The following is a 23042-nucleotide window of genomic DNA, read 5'->3' as shown; positions in this document are numbered from 1 at the left end:
GCGGGCGGCGGCAGCCTCCCTCCACAGGCGGCTGCGGCGGCGCCACCGTCACCAGCGGCAGGCGGTTCCGCCGCCGATTTGGCGCGGCTGCATACGATAGGAGCATGGCCGGACTCATTAAGCGCGAAGACATCGATGAAGTCCGCCAGCGTACCGACATCAAGGAAGTCGTCGACGGCTACGTCACGCTGAAGTCGGCCGGCATCGGTTCGTTCAAGGGCCTGTGTCCCTTCCACGACGAGCGATCGCCGTCGTTCCACGTCCGTCCGCAGGTGGGCACGTACCATTGCTTCGGCTGCGGCGAGGGCGGTGACGTCATCTCCTTCGTGCAGAAGATGGATCACACCACGTTCTCCGAGACCGTGGAGAAGCTCGCCCACCGGATCAACTACACGCTCCGGTACGAAGACGGCGGCACCGGTCCCCGCCGGGAGGACGTCGGCAAGCGGCAGCGGCTGCTGGACGCCCACAAGGTTGCCGCGGAGTTCTTCCGGGAGCAGCTCCAGGGCCCGGGTGCCGCGACGGCACGGGAGTTTCTCTCCGGGCGTGGCTTCGACCAGGCTGCCGCAGAGCAGTTCGCCGTGGGCTATGCCCCGCAGGGCTGGGACGGCCTGCTCAAGCACCTGACCGGCCGCGGCTTCACCCAGGACGAATTGCGGATGACCGGCATGTTTTCCGGCGGATCGGACGGATCCGACGGCCGGAACGCCCGGATCTATGACCGCTTCCGCGGCCGGCTGATCTGGCCCATCCGCGACCTGACGGGGGCCACCATAGGGTTTGGTGCCCGCAAGCTCTTCGAGGACGACCAGGGGCCCAAATACCTCAATACGCCGGAGACGGTGCTCTACAAGAAGTCACAGGTCCTGTACGGAATCGACCTGGCCAAACGGGACATCGCCCGGAGCCGCCAACTGGTGGTCGTGGAGGGCTACACGGACGTGATGGCCTGCCACCTGTCGGGCATCCGGACGGCCGTGGCGACCTGTGGCACCTCCTTCGGCACCGACCACATCAAGATTGCCCGGCGCCTGCTCTCCGATGACGGGACCGGGGGCGAAGTGATCTTCACCTTCGACGGCGACGAGGCGGGCCAAAAGGCCGCGCTGCGGGCCTTCGAGGAAGACCAGCGCTTCGTTGCCCAGACCTACGTAGCCGTCGAGCCGAGCGGCGCGGATCCATGCGACCTGCGCTTGAGCCACGGCGAAGGTGCGGTGCGCGAGCTGATCAGCTCACGCCGCCCGCTGTTCGAGTTCGCGATCAAGGCCACCTTGAAGAAGTTCAACCTGGACACGGTCGAAGGAAGGGTCCAGGCCCTGCGGGCCGCCGCCCCGGTGGTTGCCGAAATCAGGGACCCGGCCATGCGGCCCGGCTACTCGCGTGAACTTGCCGGCTGGCTGGGCATGGACATTGACGATGTCACCCGCGCCGTGGCCGGAGCCGCGAAACGGGGACAGGAATCCGGGGCCCGGTCGGCAGGCCGCGAGCGGGGCCAGCAGGACCGCGGGCAGGAACCGAACCGCGGCACGCAGCAGTCGCCCGCACGGGACCGGCGAGGCGACGGCGGCCCGCACGGTCGGGAGGACGCGTGGAATCCGGGAAATGCTTCCCGCCGGCAACAGAACAGCCAGGGCCAGCCTGCCTACGGGCACGCTGCGCAGCACGGCTACGGCCGGGACACCGATGCCAGCGGTGAAGCGGCCTACGCCCAGGATGCCGGCCAGTATGCGGCGCCCCCGGCCTTTCCGCGCCCGGACCTGCGTGATCCCGTGGTCCGCTTGGAACACCAGGCGCTGGAAGTGGCGATTCAACAGCCCGGCCTCCTTGATGCCAACCAGTGGGAACAGTTCATGCAGGCCCGCTTCCTGGCGCCCGTGCACGTGGCCATCCACGGCGCCGTCCGGGCGGCCGGCGTTTCCGGTGCTACCCCGTCGCAGTGGGTGGAGACGATTCGCCAGGAGGTCCCGGAGGAGCTGCGCACTTTCGTCTCGGAACTTGCGGTGACCCCGCTGCCTGCGCAGAACGACGACGCCCTGCGGCTGTATTGCCGGGGCATCCTGAACCGGCTGCAGGACCTGCAGATCACCCACCTGAAGGCCGACAAGCTGGGCCAGTTGCAACGGATGGATCCGGCGTCAGATCCCGCGAGCTTCCAACAGATCAACCGTGAACTGATGGAACTGGAGATGCAGCGGCGGGCCCTTCGCGCGGAGTAGGCCCGCCTCCAATTGGCAAGTTCCGGCCTGCATTGAGTATGCTGTTGGAGGTCAAACCGCCGATTGGCGGATGGCAGCTTTCCCCCGTAGCTCAATTGGCAGAGCATTCGACTGTTAATCGAAGGGTTACTGGTTCGAGTCCAGTCGGGGGAGCGGACAAACCAGGATCCCCGTCTTCGTCCGAAGGCGGGGATCCTGTGCGTCCGGGCCTCGGTGACAGGGCGATTTCGTCTCCACCCGGCCATCCTGCTAGAGTTTTACTCGCTTCAATCCCCCGTAGCTCAATTGGCAGAGCATTCGACTGTTAATCGAAGGGTTACTGGTTCGAGTCCAGTCGGGGGAGCTGCAAGGCAAAATCCCGCACCGCGCGCCGGTTGCGGGATTTTTCTTTGGCTACGCCGAGGCCACCCGGTTGCCGGCCGCGACTTGCGCAAACCAGCGGCCGCTGTCCTTCACGGTGCGCTCCAGCGTGTCGTAGTCCACCCGGGTCAGGCCGAAGCGCTTGCGGTAGCCCCAGGCCCATTCGAAGTTGTCCATCAGCGACCAGCCGAAGTAGCCCCGCAGGTCCACCCCGTCCTGGATCGCACGGTGGCATTGAATGATGTGCGCGCGCAGGAACTCCAGCCGCTGCCGGTCATGCACGGCCCCGTCGGCAGCGACCTCGTCGTCGAAGGCAGCCCCGTTCTCAGTGACGAAGAGTCCCGTCCCGGCCGGCCCGCTGTACTCGTCCTGCAAGCGGATGAGCAGCCGGTGCAGTCCTTCCGGCTGGATTTCCCAACCCATCGCCGTCGTGGGCAGCCCGCGGGAAACGGAACTGACATGGTCGGCCGCGGGGTAGGGCGGCGCAACCGGCCGCTCGACCGGGGCAGCATGCGTGTTCTCCGCGTCCGGGCGGGGATGCCCGGTCACTGCCTCTCCGTGGTAGTAGTTGACCCCCAGGACGTCGATCCTGGTTCCGATCAGTTCCAGGTCCCCGTCCCGGATCCTGGCATCCAGTCCGTACGGCTCCACGTCCACCAGAAAATCCGCCGGGTACGAACCGCGGAAGACGGGGTCCAGGAAAGCGCGGTTGAACTGGCCATCGATACGGCGGGCGGCATCGACATCGACGGGATCCTCCGGGCCCAGGGGATCCGCCACCGTGAAGTTCAGGGTGAGGCCGAGCTCGGCAGCCGGATCACGGCGGCGCAGTTCCCCGGTGGCCAGCCCGTGTCCCAGCAGCAGGTGGTGCATGGCGGCCAAGGCCTGCGGCCGCGACTGGATTCCCGGGGCGTGGACGCCCGAACCATAGCCGAGGAAAGCCGAGCACCATGGCTCGTTGAGCGTGGTCCAGACGCGTACCCGGTCGCCGAGCGCCTCATGGACCGCCAGGGCATACTCCGCGAAGCGGTAGGCGGTGTCCCGGTTCGCCCAGCCGCCGTTCTCCTGCAGCGCCTGCGGCAAATCCCAGTGGTACAGCGTGAGCCAGGGCTTGATGCCCGCCGCACACAGCTCGTCCACCAGGCGTGAATAGAAACCCAGGCCGGCGGGATTCACTGCCGCGTCGTCCGGTTTGACCCGCGGCCACGACGTGGAAAACCGGTAAGTACCCAGGTTCAGGGAGGACATCAGGGCGACGTCCTCGCGGTAGCGGTGGTAGTGGTCGCAGGCGCGTTCGCCGGTCTCGCCGCCCACGATGGCTCCGGGCAGCCGGCAGAAGACATCCCAGATGGAATCGGTGCGCCCGTCGTCGTGGGACGCGCCTTCGATTTGGTAGGCGGCCGTCGCGGCGCCCCACAGGAATTGCTTCGGAAATTGCAGGCCCTTGCTCATCCCATCCCTTACGCAAACGCAGCATCGACACGGACTGCCTGCCAGCCTAGTTCGGCGGGGGGACGAACGTAAGCGTTTACTCTTATTTTCTGTTCCACAGCCCTCCGTTGAATGTCCTCCCTACGGCTGAGGGGGCAGACTGGGGCAGAATGATAATTTGAAGGTGTGGACACTCGCGCACTACCGACAATGATGGAGGCAGAGCCCATGACCGGTCCGGAAAGCCACGGAAGCACCGCAACCGGTGCGAGGATGTCCGGGAGCACCGCCACCGGTGCGAGCAATTCCGGAAGCACCGCCACCGGTGCGAGGAATCCCGGAAGCACCGCCACCGGTGCGACGAATGCCGGGAGCACCGCAGCCGGTGCGACGAATGCCGGGAGCACCGCAGCCGGTGCGAGGAATCCCGGAAGCACCGTAACCGGGTTACGTCCGCCCGGAACCACGGCTGCCCGTGTCGGGCAGGCCGGGAGCACCGCTGCCGGTGCGAGGTTGTCGACGCCGGGACTTGCGCGGCTCGCCGGCCAGTTGACCCCCCGCCAGATTCAGGACGAGTTCTCGCTGGCCGTGCTCGAGCTCAAGGGGAAGGGCGTCAAGGCAGGTATCGCGGCTGCGATCCTGGCGGCCGCGCTGGTGTTCCTGGTCTTCATGGTCATTTCCCTTCTGATAGCGGCAATCATGGGACTGGCGCTCATCATGCCGGCATGGCTGGCGGCGCTGATCGTCGCAGCCGTGTTCCTGATCCTGGGCGGTATCCTGGCGCTCATTGGAATCTCGAGGGGCAAGAAGGCCATGCCGCTCGTGCCCGCCGAGGCGATCCGCGGCGTCAAGTACGACGTCGGAGTGTTGCGTGAGGGCAGCAGCTTCGATCCGGCGACACTGGATGAAAAGCCCGAGAAGGAGACCAAGGCGGAAAAGGCAGAGCGCAAGGAAGCCAAGGCGCCGGCACCAACGATGGACGAACTGCGTGCCCGTACGGCCGAGCGCCGCGACCATTTGGCGGCAGTCAGGGACGATCTCGGCCGCCGGGTCGACCCCCGGCCCCGTGCAGAGCAGGCCAAGCGCCGGGCGAAGCATGTGGCAGACGCTGCCACCGAGCGCCTCGTGGCAGGTGCCGAGGCCGTGAACGAGGCCGTAAGCGAGGCCGGCCCGGAGCTGCGGGAGCGTTGGAAGCCGTTGGCGACGCTGGCGGTCTCGCTGACTGCGATGGGCGTCATGCTCCGGCGGCTGCTGCAAAAATAAGAATTCCTGACCGCCGCACGGCGGCACGGGAGCCGGCTGCAGCGCAGTCGGCTGCCCAGCGTGGAACGACGACTGAGGGGAGGGACAGCGTTTGAGGATCATCGGTGCCGGGACGCGGCGCGACTTCGAGTACCGTGAGCTGCACACGTTCTGGACCATCCCGAACCTCATCACCGTGCTGCGTTTCCTCGCAGTGCCGCTGTTTGTCTGGTTGATCGCCCGACAGTCCTACGGGGCAGCCACCATCACGCTGGTGGTGCTGGGGTCCACGGACTGGGTCGACGGCTACATTGCCCGTCGCCTCGACCAAGTCTCCTCGGTCGGCAAGTGGCTCGATCCGGTTGCCGACCGGCTGGCCCTCATCATCGTGGCCACGACGTTCGTCGCTGCCGGCATTGCCCCGTGGTGGCTGCTGTTGTCCATCATCATCCCGGACGCGATCCTGCTCGTGTTCTCGCTGCTCCTGTTCCATGGCAGCCCCGACCTTCCCGTCACCGACATCGGCAAGATCCGGACCGCCTTGCTGCTGGTGGGAACTCCGCTGCTGCTGCTCCATCGGGTGGAAGGCTTCGGCCACGACTGGCTGCTGATTTTGGCCTACGTCATCCTGGCCGCGGGCTGTGTTGGGCACGTCCTCGCCTGGCTGGGCTACATGCGGGCGGCATGGGGCAAGTACAAGCGCCAGCGCGCGGTCGGCCAGGACGATCCACACCGTGGTTGATCCGGAATCCGGGCGGCAGCGGACATCTCCTGACGGGACTCCATGGTCTGGTTAGCAATCTTCTGTGCCTTGCTCGGCGCCTTCTTCCTCGCCCTCGGCACCCAGCGCCAAGCCAGTGCCGTCCAAGCCAATACCGGCGGCCTGGCGATGAGCGTCTCCGGTTTGCTGCGGATGCTCCGCAACCCCCGCTGGGTCCTGGGACTGCTGTTGTTGGTCGTCGGAATGGGACTGAACGTGGTTGCCTTGGTGAGCGCGCCGCTGACCGTCGTCCAGCCAATCGGCGCCATCGCCTTGGTCATCACCACGATCATCAATTCCAAAGACCAAGGGATCCGGCTAAACCGCGTGACGGTGGTAGCGATCTCGGCCTGTGTGGCAGGAAGCGCCGTTTTCGTGCTGCTGGCCGTCAACGTCACCGGCGCCAGCCATCGGGTACGGGCAGAGGAGGAACTCTCAGCGGTCCTGCTGCTGGCCGTGGTCGTTGCAGTCTTCCTCTCGCTGGAACTGATGTTCCGGCGCAGGCTGAACGCCTTCGCTTACATCCTGGGAGCCGGCATGCTGTTCGGCTTCGTCGCCGTGCTGGTAAGGATTATTGGCCTGCGGCTGCTGGAGCCGGGCGGCGGTTTCATCGCGAACGTGCCGATCTACACTGTCATCGCGGTCGCCGCAGCGGGCGGCCTGGGGGCTTGGTTTGTCCAGAGTGCCTATGCCAGCGGCCCGCCCGATCTGGTCATCGCGGGGCTGACAGTGATCGATCCGCTGGTGGGCATCGCGATCGGCATTTTCATCCTCGGAGAGCTCAGGCCCGACGTCGAACCGGTGTTTGCGATTGGCATGGTGGGGGCAGGTTTGGTTGCTATTGTTGGGGTCATTGCCCTCTCGAGGCACCATCCGGACGTGTTGCAGAAACAGGAAGAAGCCCGGCGCCGGGCCCAAGCCTCGGGCAAGAAACCATAGGGCCCCGACGCCGATGAAGGATACCGTGACTACGAACCAAGGAGTCCTGCCGCAGGTGAGCGACGACATCGGACCGAAACCCCTCAAGATCCTGATTGCAGCCGATACCTACCCGCCAGATGTCAACGGAGCGGCCGTCTTCGGGTTCCGGCTGGCCACGGCGATGACCAAGCGCGGACACAGCGTTGACATCATCGCGGGCCGGTACGACAAGGGTCCGACCTTCGTGGAGCACCGTCCGGAGGCCAAGGTGCACCGGCTCCGCTCCCATTCGGTGCCGACGCACGAGACCTGGCGCATCTGCTTTCCCTGGGAGATCAGGCGCGACATCAAGCGGATATTCGATGAGGTCCAGCCGGACGTAGTGCACATCCAGTGCCACTACATGATCGGACAGGCCACCATCGCCGAAGCAGTGCGACGGGGCATCCGCACCATCGCGACCAACCACTTCATGCCGGAGAACCTGGAGCCGTTCCTGCCGTTCCCGCAGTGGTTCCTAGACATCGTGGCGAAGAACTCCTGGCGCGACATGGGCAAGATCATGGGCAAGGCCGCCGTGGTGACGACGCCGACGCCGCTGGCCGCCAAGGCGATGCGTGATCACGCGTTCCTGCACAAGGTGATGCCCTTGTCCAACGGCATCGACGCCGCTGCCTATGAGTTGGCCCCCGGGGAAACAATCGAGAGGCCGGAACACCCCACGGTGTTGTTTGTGGGCCGGCTGGCGGTGGAAAAGAACGTGGACACGCTGATCGAGGCGCTGGCCATGACGGATCCCGCGCTGAATGTCCATCTGGAGATCATCGGCGACGGCGACGAGCGGAAGAACCTCCAAGCGAGGGTTGCGGCGATGGGGCTCGGCCGCAGGGTCGCATTCCTGGGCCATGTGGACGACGCCGAACTGCGCAAGGCGTACCTGCGCTCGGCTGTGTTTTGCCAGCCCGGAACCGCCGAACTGCAATCGCTGGTGTCCCTGGAAGCAATGTCCGCCAGCAAGCCGGTGGTGCTGGCCAATGCGATGGCCTTGCCGCACTTGGTGGACGACGGGGTCAATGGCTACTTGTTTGCCCCGCGCGATCCCGCCGATCTGGCGGCAAAGCTCAACGCCGTACTAGGCCAGAGCCCCGAGCGGCTGGAGGCCATGGGCGAAGCCAGCCACGCGAAGGCGATGCGGCACGGTATCGATAAGACCATGGACACCTTTGAGCAGCTCTACCGCGGCGCCTCGGCGGACGACTACCTCGACTAGGCCAACGTGCGCCTGCCGGCCGGGAGGACTTAGTATGTCTAAGGTGCCGGTAACGGTCCCCGCTCTGCGGGGCACTGTCCGGCAACGAGGGGCGGTAGCTCAGCCGGTCAGAGCAGAGGACTCATAATCCTTTGGTCGTGGGTTCAAGCCCCACCCGCCCTACGTTTAGCGAAGGCCCCGGACCACATGGTCCGGGGCCTTTGTCGTGCCGCCGGCCAAACCCCCACGAGGTCGCAGAGCCGGGGTGGGCGTCTACTCCTTCGGCCGTTGCCCGATTGCCGGTCTTGCGCTAAGTTACTGCTCAGTAACTTATTTTTTCCCCGTGGCCTCATGCCCGGGACCGCGACCTGTTCACAGAAAAGGAAGCCACTATGGGCCAGCGCGTCATCGATCCGAACGACCTCCCCTACGCCGATGGCGACTTCTACGCCTTCGAGGAGATGCTCTCGGAGCACGAACGTTCGCGGCTGCATGACATCCGTGACTGGCTGGCCAAGGAAGTCCGCCCCATCGCCGTCGACTGCTGGAACCGGGCGGAGTTCCCCCTGGAGATCATCCCGAAACTGGCGGACCTTGATGTGGTCAGCCCGGTCAGGCGGCAGGGCTATTCCAACTTGTTCGCCGGCCTCGTGCACGCGGAGTTCACCCGCGCAGACACTTCCATTGCCACGTTCCTGGGGGTCCACGACGGCCTTTTCGCCGGATCGATCGAAGCCCTCGCGTCGAAGGAGCAGCAGGAGGCCTGGCTGCCGGACATCTACGCCCTCAAGAAGATCGGCGCTTTCGGGCTGACGGAACCGCTCGGTGGCTCCGACGTCGCCGGCGGCACGCGCACCACGGCCCGGCGGGACGGGGCCAACTGGGTGCTGAACGGGGCCAAGCGCTGGATTGGCAACGCGACATTCTCGGACTGGGTCGTGATTTACGCACGCGACCTGGCCGACAACCAGGTCAAGGGCTTCCTGGTGGACACGGCCACCCCCGGCTACGGCGCGACGAAGATCGAGAACAAGATCAGCCTCCGCACCGTGCAGAACGCGGACATCACCTTGGAGAATGTGGTGGTCCCCGATGATTTCCATCTCAAGGGCGCCAACAGCTTCCGGGACACCAACAAGGTGCTGAAGGTGACGCGGCTCGCCGTGGCGTGGCAGGCGGTGGGGCAGCAGATGGCTGCCTTCGATGTGGCACGGCGCTATGCGGTCGAGCGGCACCAGTTCGGAAGGCCGTTGGCCTCGTTCCAGCTGGTGCAGGACCAGTTGGTGCAGATTCTCGGCAACACGGTGGCGTCGATGGGCATGATGGTCCGCCTTGCGCAGCTGGAAGACGCCGGCCAGGCCAAGGACGAGCAGTCCGCACTCGCCAAGGCGTTCACCACTGCCCGGATGCGTGAAAGCGTTGCACTGGGCCGCAACATCCTGGGCGGCAACGGCATTGTCGCCGACTACGAAATGGCCAAGATTTTTGCCGACGCCGAGGCCATCTACTCCTACGAAGGAACCCACGAAATCAACTCCCTGGTGGCCGGCCGGGCAATCACCGGGCTGGCGGCGTTCGTTTAGCCATCCGGCACCGGCAGCAGTACCGAAGGCCGCAGGTCCATGACGAACTGCAGGGGGTTGATGTAGGCGTCACCGCGGCGGACGCCCCAATGCAGGCAGGCACAATGGCTGCTCGCGGCCACCGTTCCCACCGGATCGCCCGCCGAAACGGTATCTCCGGCCCGCAGTTCGGACGCCACGGCCAGCAGGCTGCTGCGCAGGCCGTTGCCATGATCGATGGTAATCACCGGCCTGTCGACGACCCGGCCTGAGAAACTGACCCGGCCAGCGGCGGGGGAGAGGACGGTCGTCCCGGCCGGAACCGCCAAATCGACGCCGCGATGTCCGCCCAGCCAGGGCTCGGGCGGCGGTTCAAAGCCGCGCACGACGACGGGTTGCGGGCTGGCAGGCCAGCTCCACGGCGGCGAATAAGAGGGCAGGCCTGCCGGCTCGGGCGAACCGGCCGCGGCAAGCAGCACGGCAGAGGCCGCGGCGGCTGCGCAGCGGAACAAGGACGGGGTCATGCAGCCGATCGTTGCCGCTGCCTCCGGTGCGTGCCACGGCGGCGCAGGACGGTGTGCGCAACCCCCTTGGCGCCGGCCGCTGTGGAGGGCGGGAACGCGCGGGAACACGGTGTTGCCTGTAGTACACTGGACGAAGCAGTTTTCCGTCCATGACCCATGTCCGGGCGGAGGCTGACTACGCGTGTCTGAAATCCATCGGCTCGATGTGAGCGATGGAAGTGTGTCCAGGCGGTCCGGGAAACCGGTCCGGGCACCTGCGCCGCCGTGCCGGTGGCGCCGACAGACGCCAGGAGCTTAGCCCGCCGGGCGAAAAGCTAACAACCGTCTACAGGCAGCAGCCCAGGCCCAGCCCGATGCTGCCGGAAGGAGTGACGACATGCCAGTCGTTACCATGCGCCAGCTGCTCGACAGCGGCGTACATTTCGGTCACCAGACCCGCCGTTGGAACCCGAAGATGAAGCGCTTCATCTTCACCGAGCGCAACGGCATCTACATCATCGACCTGCAGCAGTCGCTGTCCTACATCGACCGCGCCTACGAGTTCGTCAAGGCCACCGTTGCCCACGGCGGCACCGTGCTGTTCGTCGGCACCAAGAAGCAGGCCCAGGAAGCGATTGCCGAGCAGGCCACCCGCGTCGGACAGCCCTACGTCAACCAGCGCTGGCTCGGCGGCATGATGACCAACTTCCAGACCGTCTCCAAGCGCATCTCGCGCCTGAAGGAACTCGAAGAGATCAACTTCGACGACGTTGCTGCTTCCGGCCGCACCAAGAAGGAACTGCTGCTGCTGCAGCGCGAGAAGACCAAGCTGGAAACCACGCTGGGCGGCATCCGCAACCTGACCAAGACCCCTTCGGTCATGTGGGTTGTCGACACCAAGAAGGAACACCTCGCCATTGACGAGGCCCAGAAGCTCGGCATCCCCGTCGTGGCCATCCTGGATACCAACTGCGATCCGGACGAAGTCGACTTCCCGATCCCGGGCAACGACGATGCCATCCGCTCCGTCAACCTGCTGACCCGCGTGATCGCCGACGCCGTTGCCGAGGGCCTCATCGCCCGCAACAACCGCGCCGCAGGCAACACCGAAGCTCCGGCCGAGCCGATGGCCGAGTGGGAGCGCGAACTGCTCGAGGGTTCGACCGAGGCCCCGGCCGCCGAAGCCCCCGCCGCCGAAGCTGCTGCTGACGCTCCCGCCGCCGAAGCCCCGGCCGCCGAAGCACCCGCAGCGGACGCCCCGGCCGACGAAGCACCCGCCGCGGACACCGAGAAGTAAATCCGACTCACCGGCGGCGCCTTGTGCGCCGCCGGACTTCCGCTGGCGGCCGGGCCTGCTGTGGTCCCGCCGCCAGCGGCACCGAACACTACTTAATACGGGAGGACTGGAGTCCAAATGGCGAACTACACCGCTGCTGATATCAAGGCCCTGCGCGAGCGCACCGGCGCCGGCATGATGGATGTCAAGAAGGCTTTGGACGAGGCCAATGGAGATGCCGAGAAGGCCATTGAGCTGATCCGCATCAAGGGCCTGAAGGGCGCCACCAAGCGTGAGGGCCGTTCCACTGCCGAAGGCCTGGTTGCCGCCAAGGTCATCGACGGAACGGTCGGCGTCATGATCGAGGTCAACTGCGAGACCGACTTCGTCGCCAAGTCCGCCAAGTTCATCGAACTCGCTGACAAGGTACTGGCCGTAGCGGTTGAGTCCGGCGCTGCCGAGCTCGACGCGCTGCTGGCCGCCGACGTCGACGGCAAGCCGCTGGGCGATTTCGTCGTCGAGGAAGGCGCCGTGCTGGGCGAAAAGATCGTCGTCCGCCGGGTTGCCCGGGTCGAGGGCAAGACCGTGGATGCTTACCTGCACAAGACCTCCAAGGACCTGCCGGCACAGGTTGGCGTCCTCTTCGCCGTTGACGGCGAGGGGGCTGCAGCCACCGAGGCAGCACACGACGTCGCCGTGCACAGCGCCGCCTACGCACCGGCCTACCTGACCCGCGAAGAGGTTCCGGCCGAGACGGTGGAGAACGAACGCCGCATCGCCGACGAGACCGCCCGCGCCGAAGGCAAGCCCGAGGCCGCACTGGCCAAGATCGTCGAAGGCCGGCTGAACGGTTTCTTCAAGGAGATCGTGCTGCTGGACCAGCCGTTTGCCAAGGACCCGAAGCAGTCTGTCGGCAAGGTGCTGGAAGCGGCCGGCGTCAACGCCACCGCCATTGCCCGCTTCCGCGTCGGAGCGTAACCTCGGTCGCAACGCTTAGGCGAACTGGCTGATTCAGATGACAAGGGGGTGGTCACCAACCGGTGACCACTCCTTTTTCATGTCCGGATCGGCCGCGCGGCTTCAGCCGTCGGGCAGCCGCGCGGCCACTCACATACTCTTTCCCCAGAACCACGCACGCCGGGAGGCACCATGGAATCCCAGAACACCCAGACCACCGCTGATGCCGGGGCCAAACGCCGCCGCGTCCTGCTGAAACTTTCGGGCGAAGTCTTCGGCGGAGGGAAGCTGGGCGTGGACCCGGACACCGTCCGGGGCGTCGCCAAGCAGATCGCCGCCACCGTCGGCCAGGTCGAAGTGGCCATAGTCGTGGGCGGCGGCAACTTCTTCCGCGGCGCCGAACTGTCGACGTCGGGCATGGACCGCTCCCGTGCCGATTACATGGGCATGCTCGGGACCGTCATGAACTGCCTGGCCCTCCAGGACTTCCTCGAACAGGCCGGGGTGGACACCCGCGTGCAGAGCGCGATCACCATGGGGCAGATAGCCGAGGCCTACATTCCGCGGCGGGCCATCCGGCACATGGAGAAGGGCCGCGTGGTCATCTTCGGTGCCGGCGCCGGCCTGCCCTATTTCTCCACCGACACGGTCGCTGCCCAGCGCGCGCTCGAGGTGCACGCCGACGTCGTACTCATGGCGAAGAACGGCGTGGACGGCGTCTACACGGCCGACCCGAAGAAAGACCCGGCTGCCGAGAAGCTCGACACCCTGACCTACGACGAAGCGATGCGCCGGAATATCCGGGTGATGGACCAGACCGCCTTCAGCCTGTGCCGGGACAACAAGCTGTCCATGGTGGTCTTCGGGATGGAGGGCGAAGGCAACGTGACCCGTGCGATTTTGGGCGAGCAGATCGGCACCTACGTCACCGCCTGACTGGCGCCGGGCCATCCGCCCGATAGCCTAGGATGGAAAAGAGCCAGGACCGCGGGCACCGCGGAATGAATGAAGGACGTGAAGGAGAGACCGTGATAGACGAGACGCTGCGCGAAGCTGCCGAGAAGATGGACAAGGCAGTCGAAGTGGCCAAGGAAGACTTCGCCACCATCCGCACCGGCCGCGCCAATCCGGCACTGTTCTCCAAGGTCACGGTCGACTACTACGGCACGCCGACCCCGCTGCAGCAGTTGGCGTCCTTCCAGAACCCCGAACCGCGCACCCTGCTGATCACGCCGTACGACAAGTCGGCGCTGAACGACATCGAGAAGGCCCTGCGCGATTCGGATGTGGGCGCGAACCCGGCCAACGACGGCGTGGTGATCCGCGTGGTCCTGCCGGAACTGACCCAGGAACGCCGCAAGGAGTACGTCAAGGTGGTCCGGGGCAAGGCCGAAGACGCCAAGGTCTCCATCCGCAACATCCGCCGCAAGGCCATGGACACCATCGGCAAGCTGGTCAAGGACGGCGACGTCGGCGAGGACGAGGGCAACCGGGCCGAAAAGGAACTGGACGCCAAGACCAAGTCGCACACGGACAACGTGGACGAGCTCCTCAAGCGCAAGGAAGCCGAGCTGCTCGAGGTCTGATGAGTACGGACCAGCCTCAACCCATGGCTGGCGATACGCCGGCTCCGGCGGCTGGTCCGGGACAACGGCCGGCCGAACCCGGACGGCGGGCGTTGCGTGCCGCCGCCAAGCCGTCCCGTGCCGGGCGCAATCTGCCGGCAGCCATCGTCGTCGGACTCTCGCTGCTCATTGTTGTCCTGGTGGGGCTTTTCCTGCTGCCCGATGCGTTCGTGCTGCTGGTGGCCGGATTCTCTGCCGTCGGCGTGTGGGAGGTTTCCCGCGCCCTGACGGTCAAGAACATCAAGGTGCCGCTGCCGCCGCTGTTCGCCGGTGCCATCGCCATGCCTGTGGCCGCATACTACGGCGGGCCGGAAGGGCTGGCCTTTGCCCTGGTGGCCAGCTGCGTCGCCCTGATGGTTTGGAAGTGCCTGGACAGCACCGACGGCGCGGTCAGCAGTGTGCTCAGCGGCACCTTCATTCTCTGCTGGGTCCCCTTTTTCATCAGCTTCTCCCTGCTGTTGCTGCTGGAGGAATCGGGTGCCCTGAAGGTTGCCACCATGCTGCTGTTGGTGGTCTCCAACGACACCTTCGGCTACCTCATCGGGGTGCTGTTCGGGAAGCACCCGATGGCGCCGAAGATCAGCCCCAAGAAGTCGTGGGAAGGGTTTGCCGGTTCGGTCGGCGGGGCCATCCTGGTCGGTGTCCTGTGCTCGGTGCTGCTGCTGGACCTGCAGTGGTGGTTCGGGCTCGTCCTGGCCGTGGCCACCGTGGCCGCATCCACCGTGGGCGACCTGGCCGAATCGATGGTCAAGAGGGAACTTGGCATCAAGGACATGAGCAACTTCCTGCCGGGCCACGGCGGCGTGATGGACCGGCTGGATTCCATCGTGTTTGCGGCACCGGTGGCTTACGTGTTCGCGTTGCTGCTGGCACCAGGGGCAGTCTAGGCGCGCGGAACGTGTTTGACCCGGTGGCGTGCGACGGCCCGCATAGACTGGCACCGTAGACAAGCGGAACGTATTGAAGGAACAGGAACCACAGGACACCATGGCGCGACGAACCATTGATGCCGGCAAGGGCAGTGCCCCGTTCGACCACGTGGACCGGCGGAACTTCGGCTACAACGCACGCCAGGTGGACGACTTCCTCGGCCGGGCCCGGGAGTACTACAACAACCCCGAGCCCGGCGACGCCCCCATCACCAGCCGAGATGTCCGGGCCATGACGTTCGATCCGGCCAAGGGCGGCTACGACCCGCGGGCCGTCGACGCCGCGCTGGACCGCCTGGAGGATGTCTTCGCCCAGCGGGAGCGCGACGCGCTGATCAAGCGCGACGGCGAACAGGCCTGGCTGACGCAGATCGGCCGCGTGTCGGCGATGCTGCGGGCCCGCCTCCACCGGGCTCCCGGCGAACGCTTCCGCCGGCCCACGAAGCGGAACGCCGTCAGCTACAACGTCGAGGATGTCGACGCGCTGTGCGTGGAACTGCTGGGATATTTCGAGCACGACCAGCCGATGAGCGTCGACGTGGTCCGCAGGGCAGTGTTCCGGGAAGCCAAGGGCAAGGACGGCTACGAGGAAAACCAGGTGGACGCATTCCTGGACCGCGTCGTCGAGTTGATGGCAGCCATCGACTGACCGGGCTGAACCTCGTTCAGTCCGCGTGACCGGACCAGCCGGCCGCATCCAGCGTGTCCGCGCGCTCCGGCGTGTGCAGTCGTGCCATGACCCGGGCAGTGGTGGCCGGCCTGCGCGAAGCGGTAGCCCGGGAAACGGCCACGGTCACCAGGAACGCCGCCGGGACGGTCCACGCCGCCGGCTGCCCCAGCGGCTCGGCCCAGGCTCCCAGCTTCGGGCCCGCCACGGCAGCCGCCAGCAGCGAACCGCCGCAGAGCACGGCCCCCGACACCATGCCGGCGATGGCGCCGGCATCGGTGAGCCCGCGCCACCAGATGCCCAGCAGCAAGAGCGGGCAAATGGTCGAGGCGGTGAACGCGAAGACCGTGCCCACACTGCCGGCCAAGGCCAGCGATTCCGTTCCCAGGGCGATGCCCAGCGGCACGATGGCCGACAGCACCGCGGCCAGCCGGAAGCCCCTGACGCTGCCGCGGAACAGGTCCTGGCTGACCACGCCGGCCAGGGAAACCACCAACCCGGAGGTGGTGGAGAGGAACGCGGCGAAGGCGCCGGCCACCACGCACGCGCTCAGGAAGTCGCCGGCCAAACCCTCCACGATCCGCCCCGGCAGCAGCAGTACCGTGGCGTCGGACTGGCCGCCGTCGGCCAGCCGCGGCGTGTGCAGCCTGCCGAGGACGCCGTAGAGGGTGGGGAAGAGGTAGAACAACGCCAGCAGCCCCAGCACCAGCTGTGTGGTGCGGCGGGCGGCGGCGCCGTCGGGATTGGTGTAAAAACGCACCAGCACGTGCGGCAGCCCCAGGGTCCCGAACAGCAGGGCGATGATCAGCGAGATATTCCGGTACAGCGATGCATCGCCGACGACGTCCAGCGACGGGTCGAAGGCCGCGCCGCCGCCGGTGGCCGATTGGCCCGACCCGGCGAGGACCAGCAGGATGAACACCACCGGGATGGCCAGGGCCGTCAGCTTGAGCCAGTACTGGAAGGCCTGCACAAAGGTGATGGAGCGCATGCCGCCGGTGACCACGGACAGCACCACCACGACGACGACGGTGAGGGCGCCTGCCCAGCCCGGCAGGCCCGTGGCGATGCGCACGGTGAGGGCGGCCCCGTGCAGTTGCGGGACAATGTACAGCCAGCCGACCGCTATCACCAGCAGGCTGGTGACGCGGCGGGCGGCGGCGGAATCGAGCCGGGCCGCGGCGAAGTCGGGGATCGTGTAGGCGCCGGAGCGGCGCAGCGGGGCCGCCACGAACAGCAGGAGCATCAGATAGCCGGCGGTATAGCCGACGGGAAACCAGAGCGCGTCGATGCCCGAGACCAGGATCAGCCCTGCCACGCCCAGGAAGCTTGCGGCGGAGAGGTATTCGCCGCCGATGGCCGACGCATTCCACCACGGCTTGACCGTCCGCGAGGCCACGTAGAAATCACCGGTGGTGCGCGAAATCCGCAGCCCGTAAATGCCGATCAGCACGGTGGCGGCACAGACGGTGGCCACCGCCGCCAGCCCGGTGGCCGCGTTCACTGCTTCGTCCCCGGATCGATCCAGTCGGCCGTCAGCTCGCGGAACCGGCGCTCGTTGCGGGCCGCCGCGCGGTTGTACAGGGCGGCGCACGCCAGGATGATCGGGTAGATCCCGATGCCCAGCAGCAGCCAGGGGAGCGGGACGGTGAAAAGGGTCAGCGTGCCCGCGAACGGCACCAGCGCGATCAGTACTGCCATGCCCAGCAGGATCAGCCCGAAGCCGGCCGCCACCACGAGGGCCAGGCGCAACTGGGAGCGGACCAGGGACCGGACGAAGAGTTCGCCGACCTCGGACTGCTCGGCCACTTCGCGGGAGAAGGTGTAGCCCCCCGATGGACGAGGCGCAGCCGAACGCGGCGCGGTGACGCGGACCCGCTCCGGGAATCCGGCCGACGGGACCTGCGCATCGCCGTCGGGAAGCGGTGCGCCGCCGTCGGAAAAGCGGGGAACCTCGCTGCGGCCCGGACCGCTGCTCATCCGCGCGGCCTCACCCGCGTGGCCTCCAGCCTGTCGCGGACGCCGGGCAGATGCCGCCGGCTGACGGGCAGTTCGGCGCCGCCAACCAGGAGGCTGGCCCTGCCGGCGCTGGTCCGCATCTGCTGCACCTGGTCCATCGCCACAAGGTAGGAACGGTGGATCCGGAGGTAGCCGGCGTCCGCCCACTGGCGCTCCAGGTCATTGAGCGGCACCCGGATCAGGTAGCTCGCGTCGGCCGTGTGCAGCCGGGCGTAATCGCCCTGGGCCTGCACGTACTGAATCTCGTCGCGCCGGATCATCTTGGTAATGCCGCCCTGGTCAACGGTGACGACTTCCGGCTTCGCCGCCCCGCCGTCTTCCATCAGTTCGCAGATCCGGCGCACCGATTCCGCCAGCCGGTCTGCCCGCACCGGCTTGAGCAGGTAGTCCACGGCGGCCAGTTCGAAGGCCTGCAGCGCCTTGTCTTCATCGGCGGTGACGAAGACGACCGCGGGCGGGCGGCTGAAACGGGAAATGACCTTGGCGATGTCCAGCCCCGTTAAAGCCGGCATGTGGATGTCCAGGAAGAGCGCGTCCACGTCGTGGCGCTCCAAGGCACGCAGGGCTTCGGCGCCGCTGGTGGCTTTGTGGACTTCACCGATCCGGGAATCCCGGGCGAGCAGGTACGCCAGGGCCTCGACGGCGGGGGCTTCGTCATCGGCGACAACCACATTGACCATGGCCCACAGTCTATTAGGTACGCGGGATGAAGCTCCGCGCCGGCCGCTTTAGTCCACGCGGTTGCCGGGCTGGAACTTGGGCACCCGCAGCGTGACCAGCGTGCCGGCCCCGGGCGCCGTGTCCACCACCAGGCCGTGTTCCTCGCCGTAGACCTGCCGCAGCCTCACGTCCACATTGCGCAAGCCCACATGATCGCCTTCGGTGCGGCCGGCCAGGACGGTGCGCAGCCGCTCCGGATCCATGCCCACGCCGTCGTCTTCAATGGTGACCACGGCGTAGGCGCCGGCGTCGTGGGCGGTGATGGTGATCTGTCCCGGGCCTTCCTTGGCTTCCAGCCCATGGCGCACCGCGTTCTCCACCAACGGCTGCAGGGAGAGGAACGGGATGACGGTGCTGAGGACTTCAGGGCCGATCTGCAGGCTGACCTTGAGCCGGTCGCCGAACCGGGCACGCTCCAGCAGCAGGTAGCGGTCGATCGACTTCAGTTCCTCCGCCAGGGTGGTGAAGTCTCCGTGCCGCCGGAAGGAGTAGCGGGTGAAGTCGGCGAACTCGATCACCAGTTCCCGTGCCCGCGCCGGGTCGGTGAGGATGTAGGAGGCGATGGCGTTCAAGGCGTTGTAGATGAAGTGCGGGCTGATCTGTGCCCGAAGCGCCCGCACTTCGGCTTCCATCAGCAACGTCCGGGAGGTGTCCAGCTCAGCCAGTTCGATCTGCGTGGCCACCCAGGCCGCGACCTCGTTGGTGGCCCGCACGAGCGAAGCCGCTACGTGTCCGGTGTAGGCGCCGACGGTGCCGACCACCCGGTCCTGGACCCGGATCGGGGCGAAGACCGCTTCCGTCAGGCCGCCGTCCCGGGCGGCGGCCACCTGCGGGACCAGGCCGTCCGGCAGCAACTGGTTGCCGCGGAAGACCTGGGTGCGGCCCGATCCGATGGTCTTGCCGGCCAGGCGCAGGGCCGACTCCGGCGGCTGGCCGGATCCGTCCCAGCCGAGCACATCGTCCAGCCCGGTCAACACCAGCACCTCGGAGCCCAGCAGGCCGCGCAGGTGCTTGCTCGCCTTGCCCGCGCCGGCCGGCGTCAGCCCGGAGCGCAGGTACTGGCCCGCGAGCCCCGCGGTGTGCAGCGTGGCGTAGGTTGCGCGGTCGGCCTCGGAGCCCAGGTCCCGGTAGGAACGGGTCAGTTTGAAGCCCACCAGCGCGATCACCGCCACCGCCACCACGGCCAGGGCGGCGATGAGCGCGATGTCCACGGCCGGGCTGAGCATGCCCTCAAGCCTAGCCGCAGGGCCGAACGGCCGAATGCAGCTCGGCGCAGGGGAGCGCCGTTCACCGCAGCCGGTGGACCGTTGGGCGATGCGCGCCGCCCGGCGGCTGGCCACCGGCACCGCCAGCTAGCAGAGTGATCGCAGTCACACACCGAAGCGTGTGCCCGATGAGGAGGAAAAGATGGGCAACAACCCACACCCGGACGCCGGCGAGGCCGCGGCCGTGGACTTCCGAGAGGTCCAGAGCAGTCCGGAATTCACCGAACTGCGCAAGCGCCACCGCTCGTTCGTGTTCCCGATGGCCGCGGCGTTCCTGCTGTGGTACTTCGCCTATGTGCTGCTGGCCGACTATGCGCACGCATTCATGTCCACCAAGCTGTGGGGCAACATCAACGTCGGCCTGGTGCTGGGCCTGCTGCAGTTCGTGAGCACCTTCGCCATCACCACCTGGTACGTCCGCTACGCGAACAAGAAGCTGGACCCGATCGCCACTGACATCCGCCACAGCCTCGAAAACGAGGGCGTCGGCCTACCGGAGGACACCAAATGAGGCACGCCGTGAACATTCCGCTGGCCGTCACGGCGGACGACATCAAGGATTCCACCTGGATCAACATCCTGATCTTCGCCCTGTTCGTCGGCGTGACCCTGGTGGTGGTGCTGCGGGCCAGCCGGAACAACAAGACCGCGGCCGACTACTATGCGGCGGGCCGGTCCTTCAGCGGCGGCCAGAACGGCACCGCCATTGCCGGCGACTACCTCTCGGCGGCGTCGTTCCTGGGCATCTGCGGCGCGATCGCGATCAACGGGTACGACGGCTTCCTGTACTCGATCGGCTTCCTGGTGGCCTGGCTGGTGGCCCTGCTGCTGGTGGCCGAGCTGTTGCGCAACACCGGCAAGTTCACCATGGCCGATGTACTGTCCTTCCGGCTGCGGCAGCGCCCGGTGCGGATCGCCGCGGCCATCACCACGCTGGCCGTGTGCTTCTTCTACCTGCTGGCGCAGATGGCCGGAGCCGGCGCCCTGGTCTCGCTGCTGATCGGCATTGACTCCAGGCTGGGACAGTCCCTGGTGATCACCGTCGTCGGCGCACTGATGATCCTCTACGTCCTGGTAGGCGGCATGAAGGGCACCACCTGGGTCCAGATCATCAAGGCCTGCCTGCTGATCGCCGGTGCGTTCATCATGACCGTGTGGGTGCTGGCACTGCATGGCTTTAACCTTTCCGAGCTGCTGGGCGCCGCGGTGGAAACCGCCGGCAACCCCGAGCTGCTCAACCCGGGCCTGCAGTACGGTGTCTCGGAGGCGTCCAAGCTGGACTTCATCTCGCTGGCGCTGGCCCTGGTGCTGGGCACCGCGGCCCTGCCGCACGTGCTGATGCGCTTCTACACCGTGCCCACGGCCAAGGAGGCCCGCCGGTCCGTGGTCTGGGCCATCTGGCTGATCGGCGCGTTCTACCTGTTCACCCTGGTGCTGGGCTACGGCGCCGCGGCGCTGATTGGTCCGGAAGCCATCAAGAGCGCTCCGGGTGGGGTCAACTCCGCCGCGCCGCTGCTGGCCTTCGCGCTCGGCGGCCCGGTGCTGCTGGGGCTGATCTCGGCAGTGGCATTCGCCACCATCCTGGCGGTGGTGGCCGGCCTGACCATCACCGCGGCCGCCTCCTTCGCGCACGATATCTACGCGAACGTGGTGCGCAAGGGACAGGTCGACTCGGCCGGCGAGGTCAAGGTGGCCCGCCGCACCGTGGTGGTCATCGGCGTCGTCTCGATCCTCGGCGGCATCGGCGCGCAGGGCCAGAACGTGGCCTTCCTGGTGGCGCTGGCCTTCGCGGTGGCCGCGTCGGCCAACCTGCCCACCATTGTCTACTCGCTGTTCTGGAAGCGCTTCACCACCCAGGGTGCGGTGTGGAGCATGTACGGCGGCCTCGGCGCGGCCATCGTCCTGATCGTGTTCTCCCCGGTGGTCTCCGGAAAGGAGACGTCGATGATCCCCAGCGCGGACTTCGCCATCTTCGGACTGAACAACCCGGGCATCGTCTCCATCCCGCTGGCGTTCTTCCTGGGCTGGCTGGGTACCGTGCTGGACAAGAACCGCGAGGACGCGTCCAAGCAGGCCGAGATGGAGGTCCGCTCGCTCACCGGCGTCGGCGCGGAGAAGGCGACGGTCCACTGATGCGACGACGGCGGCGCGCGCCTGAAACGCGCCGTCTCGGATAGCACTGCGGGCCCGGCGGATGGATGCCGGGCCCGCAGCCATGCGGGCGCTCGGGGATCAGCGGGCGTGAGCCAGGCGAACGGGTTCGGAAACGATCTTCCCGTCCCGGGTGCTGAGCCCGGGCAGCAGTTCCGGCCGTCGTTTGGCCGCGGCATCGAACCCCTCGCCGGCAATGAGTTTGGCGTAGGGGAGCGTGGCGTTGGTCAGCGCGTAGGTCGAGGTGCGCGGCACCGCTCCGGGCATATTGGCCACACAGTAGAACACCGTGTCGTGGACCTTGAACGTGGGGTCGGCATGCGTGGTCGGCCGGGAATCTTCGAAGCAGCCGCCCTGGTCAATGGAGATGTCCACCAGGACGGCCCCCGGCCGCATCCGGCTGACCATCTCATTCGTGACCAGTTTCGGCGCCCTGGCCCCGGGAATCAGCACCGCCCCGATCACCAGGTCTGCCGCCAGGACCGCCTGGCGCAGTTCCAGCGCGTTGCTGGCCAACGTGGCCACCCGGCCCTGGTATTGGTCATCGAGCCGCTGCAGCCGGCGCACGTCGGTGTCCAGCACGGTGACGTTGGCCCGCATGCCCACCGCCATGGACACTGCGTTGGCCCCTGCCACTCCCGCGCCGATCACCACGACGTCGGCATGCCTGGTGCCGGGGACCCCGCCCATCAGGACGCCGCGTCCGCCCAGCGGCTGCATCAGGGAGTACGCGCCAACCTGGGCGGCGAGCCGGCCGGCGACTTCGGACATCGGGGCCAGCAAGGGCAGCGACCTGTCCGGCAGCTGCACGGTTTCATAGGCGATCGCGGTGGTGCCGCGGGAGCACAGTTCCTGGGTGAGGGTGGCGTCGGCGGCCAGGTGCAGGTAGGTGAACAGGGTCAGGTCGCTGCGCAGCCGGTGGTATTCCTCTGCCACCGGTTCTTTCACCTTCAGGACCAGCTCCGCTTGCTCCCAGACGGCGTCGGCCGAATCCATGATCCTGGCGCCGGCCGCCGAGTAATCGCCGTCGGTGATGGAGGAGCCGAGGCCGGCGCCGGCCTCCACCAGTACCTGATGGCCGGCGGCGCTCAATTCATGGACGCCGGGCGGCGTGATGGCCACCCGGGACTCGTTGTTCTTGACCTCGCGTGGCACTCCAATGCGCATGGACGCCGTCCCTTCTGGTCGG

The 23042-nt window shown here is 67.0% G+C and carries 21 protein-coding genes and 3 tRNA genes; 17 read left to right on the top strand and 7 right to left on the bottom strand.

Features of this window, described 5'->3' with window-relative positions:
- The first annotated feature begins 104 nt into the window (after positions 1-104).
- From dnaG to AC5RVD_RS10840, 3 genes are all read left to right on the top strand, one after another.
- Entirely contained in the window at positions 105-2216 is a 2112-nt protein-coding gene (gene dnaG / locus AC5RVD_RS10850; RefSeq protein WP_494126909.1) for a DNA primase, read from the top strand.
- An 80-nt stretch (positions 2217-2296) separates the two neighbouring features.
- Positions 2297-2369 (top strand) — tRNA-Asn (locus AC5RVD_RS10845).
- 117 nt (positions 2370-2486) lie between these two features.
- A tRNA-Asn gene (locus AC5RVD_RS10840) sits at positions 2487-2559 on the top strand.
- A 50-nt stretch (positions 2560-2609) separates the two neighbouring features.
- Here the strand turns inward: AC5RVD_RS10840 and AC5RVD_RS10835 are convergent.
- On the bottom strand, positions 2610-4028 hold the full coding sequence (locus AC5RVD_RS10835) for a GH1 family beta-glucosidase (RefSeq protein WP_494126908.1): 1419 nt from the start codon (positions 4026-4028) through the stop codon (positions 2610-2612).
- Between the two features lie 528 nt (positions 4029-4556).
- Between AC5RVD_RS10835 and AC5RVD_RS10830 the strand changes: the two genes are divergently transcribed.
- The 6 genes from AC5RVD_RS10830 (at position 4557) to AC5RVD_RS10805 (ending at position 9762) form a co-directional block, all read left to right on the top strand.
- Positions 4557-5270, top strand: coding sequence for a phage holin family protein (locus AC5RVD_RS10830; RefSeq protein ID WP_494111400.1), 714 nt, complete (start codon positions 4557-4559; stop codon positions 5268-5270).
- Positions 5271-5361: 91 nt separating this feature from the next.
- Positions 5362-5991, top strand: coding sequence for a CDP-alcohol phosphatidyltransferase family protein (locus tag AC5RVD_RS10825; protein ID WP_493988112.1), 630 nt, complete (start codon positions 5362-5364; stop codon positions 5989-5991).
- 42 nt (positions 5992-6033) lie between these two features.
- Positions 6034-6948, top strand: a complete 915-nt coding sequence (locus tag AC5RVD_RS10820; protein ID WP_494111399.1) for a DMT family transporter — start codon at positions 6034-6036, stop codon at positions 6946-6948.
- Positions 6949-6973: 25 nt separating this feature from the next.
- A complete protein-coding gene (locus AC5RVD_RS10815) occupies positions 6974-8200 on the top strand; it encodes a glycosyltransferase (RefSeq protein WP_494111398.1) in 1227 nt (408 codons plus the stop codon).
- A gap of 88 nt (positions 8201-8288) precedes the next feature.
- Positions 8289-8362 (top strand) — tRNA-Ile (locus tag AC5RVD_RS10810).
- A 209-nt stretch (positions 8363-8571) separates the two neighbouring features.
- A complete protein-coding gene (locus AC5RVD_RS10805; protein ID WP_494111397.1) occupies positions 8572-9762 on the top strand; it encodes an acyl-CoA dehydrogenase family protein in 1191 nt (396 codons plus the stop codon).
- On the opposite strand, the gene AC5RVD_RS10800 is transcribed toward AC5RVD_RS10805, so the two are convergent.
- Entirely contained in the window at positions 9759-10265 is a 507-nt protein-coding gene (locus AC5RVD_RS10800) for a murein hydrolase activator EnvC family protein (protein ID WP_494126907.1), read from the bottom strand. The two genes, AC5RVD_RS10805 and AC5RVD_RS10800, sit on opposite strands and share 4 nt — an antisense overlap.
- 376 nt (positions 10266-10641) lie before the next feature.
- On the opposite strand from AC5RVD_RS10800, the gene rpsB reads away from it, so the two are divergent.
- The 6 genes from rpsB (at position 10642) to AC5RVD_RS10770 (ending at position 15680) form a co-directional block, all read left to right on the top strand.
- Positions 10642-11541, top strand: a complete 900-nt coding sequence (gene rpsB, locus AC5RVD_RS10795) for a 30S ribosomal protein S2 (protein WP_494111395.1) — start codon at positions 10642-10644, stop codon at positions 11539-11541.
- A gap of 117 nt (positions 11542-11658) precedes the next feature.
- Positions 11659-12498: a translation elongation factor Ts gene (gene tsf, locus AC5RVD_RS10790; protein WP_494111394.1), complete on the top strand. Its 840-nt coding sequence runs from the start codon at positions 11659-11661 to the stop codon at positions 12496-12498.
- A 171-nt stretch (positions 12499-12669) separates the two neighbouring features.
- Entirely contained in the window at positions 12670-13413 is a 744-nt protein-coding gene (pyrH, locus tag AC5RVD_RS10785; RefSeq protein ID WP_494068035.1) for a UMP kinase, read from the top strand.
- A 92-nt stretch (positions 13414-13505) separates the two neighbouring features.
- A complete protein-coding gene (gene frr, locus AC5RVD_RS10780; protein WP_494111393.1) occupies positions 13506-14063 on the top strand; it encodes a ribosome recycling factor in 558 nt (185 codons plus the stop codon).
- 23 nt (positions 14064-14086) lie between these two features.
- Complete coding sequence (locus tag AC5RVD_RS10775) at positions 14087-14989, top strand: phosphatidate cytidylyltransferase (RefSeq protein WP_494126906.1); 903 nt, start codon at positions 14087-14089, stop codon at positions 14987-14989.
- Between the two features lie 100 nt (positions 14990-15089).
- Complete coding sequence (locus tag AC5RVD_RS10770; RefSeq protein WP_494111391.1) at positions 15090-15680, top strand: DivIVA domain-containing protein; 591 nt, start codon at positions 15090-15092, stop codon at positions 15678-15680.
- A 16-nt stretch (positions 15681-15696) separates the two neighbouring features.
- Here AC5RVD_RS10770 and AC5RVD_RS10765 read toward each other — a convergent pair whose 3' ends face one another.
- The 4 genes from AC5RVD_RS10765 to AC5RVD_RS10750 are packed head-to-tail and all read right to left on the bottom strand — an operon-like array spanning position 15697 to position 19663.
- Positions 15697-17202 (bottom strand): sodium/solute symporter, encoded by a 1506-nt coding sequence (locus AC5RVD_RS10765; RefSeq protein WP_494126905.1) that lies wholly within the window; start codon positions 17200-17202, stop codon positions 15697-15699.
- On the bottom strand, positions 17199-17678 hold the full coding sequence (locus AC5RVD_RS10760) for a DUF485 domain-containing protein (RefSeq protein ID WP_494126904.1): 480 nt from the start codon (positions 17676-17678) through the stop codon (positions 17199-17201). Before AC5RVD_RS10760 ends, AC5RVD_RS10765 begins: the two co-directional genes overlap by 4 nt.
- Positions 17675-18397, bottom strand: a complete 723-nt coding sequence (locus AC5RVD_RS10755; protein ID WP_494111388.1) for a LytR/AlgR family response regulator transcription factor — start codon at positions 18395-18397, stop codon at positions 17675-17677. Before AC5RVD_RS10755 ends, AC5RVD_RS10760 begins: the two co-directional genes overlap by 4 nt.
- Before the next feature lie 48 nt (positions 18398-18445).
- Positions 18446-19663, bottom strand: coding sequence for a sensor histidine kinase (locus tag AC5RVD_RS10750; protein ID WP_494122821.1), 1218 nt, complete (start codon positions 19661-19663; stop codon positions 18446-18448).
- 181 nt (positions 19664-19844) lie between these two features.
- Here AC5RVD_RS10750 and AC5RVD_RS10745 point away from each other — a divergent pair, with 181 nt between their 5' ends.
- Positions 19845-20213 (top strand): DUF485 domain-containing protein, encoded by a 369-nt coding sequence (locus AC5RVD_RS10745; protein ID WP_494111386.1) that lies wholly within the window; start codon positions 19845-19847, stop codon positions 20211-20213.
- Entirely contained in the window at positions 20210-21835 is a 1626-nt protein-coding gene (locus AC5RVD_RS10740) for a monocarboxylic acid transporter (RefSeq protein ID WP_494111385.1), read from the top strand. The genes AC5RVD_RS10745 and AC5RVD_RS10740 overlap by 4 nt, the downstream gene beginning before the upstream one ends.
- A 99-nt stretch (positions 21836-21934) precedes the next feature.
- On the opposite strand, the gene ald is transcribed toward AC5RVD_RS10740, so the two are convergent.
- Positions 21935-23020 carry an alanine dehydrogenase gene (ald, locus tag AC5RVD_RS10735; protein ID WP_494126903.1) on the bottom strand — a complete coding sequence of 362 codons (1086 nt, stop codon included), beginning with the start codon at positions 23018-23020 and terminating at the stop codon, positions 21935-21937.
- Between the last annotated feature and the right edge of the window lie 22 nt (positions 23021-23042).

The organism is Arthrobacter sp. THG-b23, assembly GCF_059091265.1.
Note: the sequence above shows the minus strand (reverse complement) of the source record. Positions and strands in the feature narration are given on the sequence as shown.

Excerpts from the sequence above, each read along its gene's own strand:
- dnaG (WP_494126909.1), top strand. The coding sequence starts at position 105 with ATGGCCGGACTCATTAAGCGCGAAGACATCGATGAAGTCCGCCAGCGT.
- AC5RVD_RS10835 (WP_494126908.1), bottom strand. The coding sequence starts at position 4,028 with ATGAGCAAGGGCCTGCAATTTCCGAAGCAATTCCTGTGGGGCGCCGCG.
- AC5RVD_RS10820 (WP_494111399.1), top strand. The coding sequence starts at position 6,034 with ATGGTCTGGTTAGCAATCTTCTGTGCCTTGCTCGGCGCCTTCTTCCTC.
- AC5RVD_RS10805 (WP_494111397.1), top strand. The coding sequence starts at position 8,572 with ATGGGCCAGCGCGTCATCGATCCGAACGACCTCCCCTACGCCGATGGC.
- AC5RVD_RS10800 (WP_494126907.1), bottom strand. The coding sequence starts at position 10,265 with ATGACCCCGTCCTTGTTCCGCTGCGCAGCCGCCGCGGCCTCTGCCGTG.
- rpsB (WP_494111395.1), top strand. The coding sequence starts at position 10,642 with ATGCCAGTCGTTACCATGCGCCAGCTGCTCGACAGCGGCGTACATTTC.
- tsf (WP_494111394.1), top strand. The coding sequence starts at position 11,659 with ATGGCGAACTACACCGCTGCTGATATCAAGGCCCTGCGCGAGCGCACC.
- pyrH (WP_494068035.1), top strand. The coding sequence starts at position 12,670 with ATGGAATCCCAGAACACCCAGACCACCGCTGATGCCGGGGCCAAACGC.
- AC5RVD_RS10775 (WP_494126906.1), top strand. The coding sequence starts at position 14,087 with ATGGCTGGCGATACGCCGGCTCCGGCGGCTGGTCCGGGACAACGGCCG.
- AC5RVD_RS10770 (WP_494111391.1), top strand. The coding sequence starts at position 15,090 with ATGGCGCGACGAACCATTGATGCCGGCAAGGGCAGTGCCCCGTTCGAC.
- AC5RVD_RS10760 (WP_494126904.1), bottom strand. The coding sequence starts at position 17,678 with ATGAGCAGCGGTCCGGGCCGCAGCGAGGTTCCCCGCTTTTCCGACGGC.
- AC5RVD_RS10755 (WP_494111388.1), bottom strand. The coding sequence starts at position 18,397 with ATGGTCAATGTGGTTGTCGCCGATGACGAAGCCCCCGCCGTCGAGGCC.
- AC5RVD_RS10750 (WP_494122821.1), bottom strand. The coding sequence starts at position 19,663 with ATGCTCAGCCCGGCCGTGGACATCGCGCTCATCGCCGCCCTGGCCGTG.
- AC5RVD_RS10745 (WP_494111386.1), top strand. The coding sequence starts at position 19,845 with ATGGGCAACAACCCACACCCGGACGCCGGCGAGGCCGCGGCCGTGGAC.
- AC5RVD_RS10740 (WP_494111385.1), top strand. The coding sequence starts at position 20,210 with ATGAGGCACGCCGTGAACATTCCGCTGGCCGTCACGGCGGACGACATC.
- ald (WP_494126903.1), bottom strand. The coding sequence starts at position 23,020 with ATGCGCATTGGAGTGCCACGCGAGGTCAAGAACAACGAGTCCCGGGTG.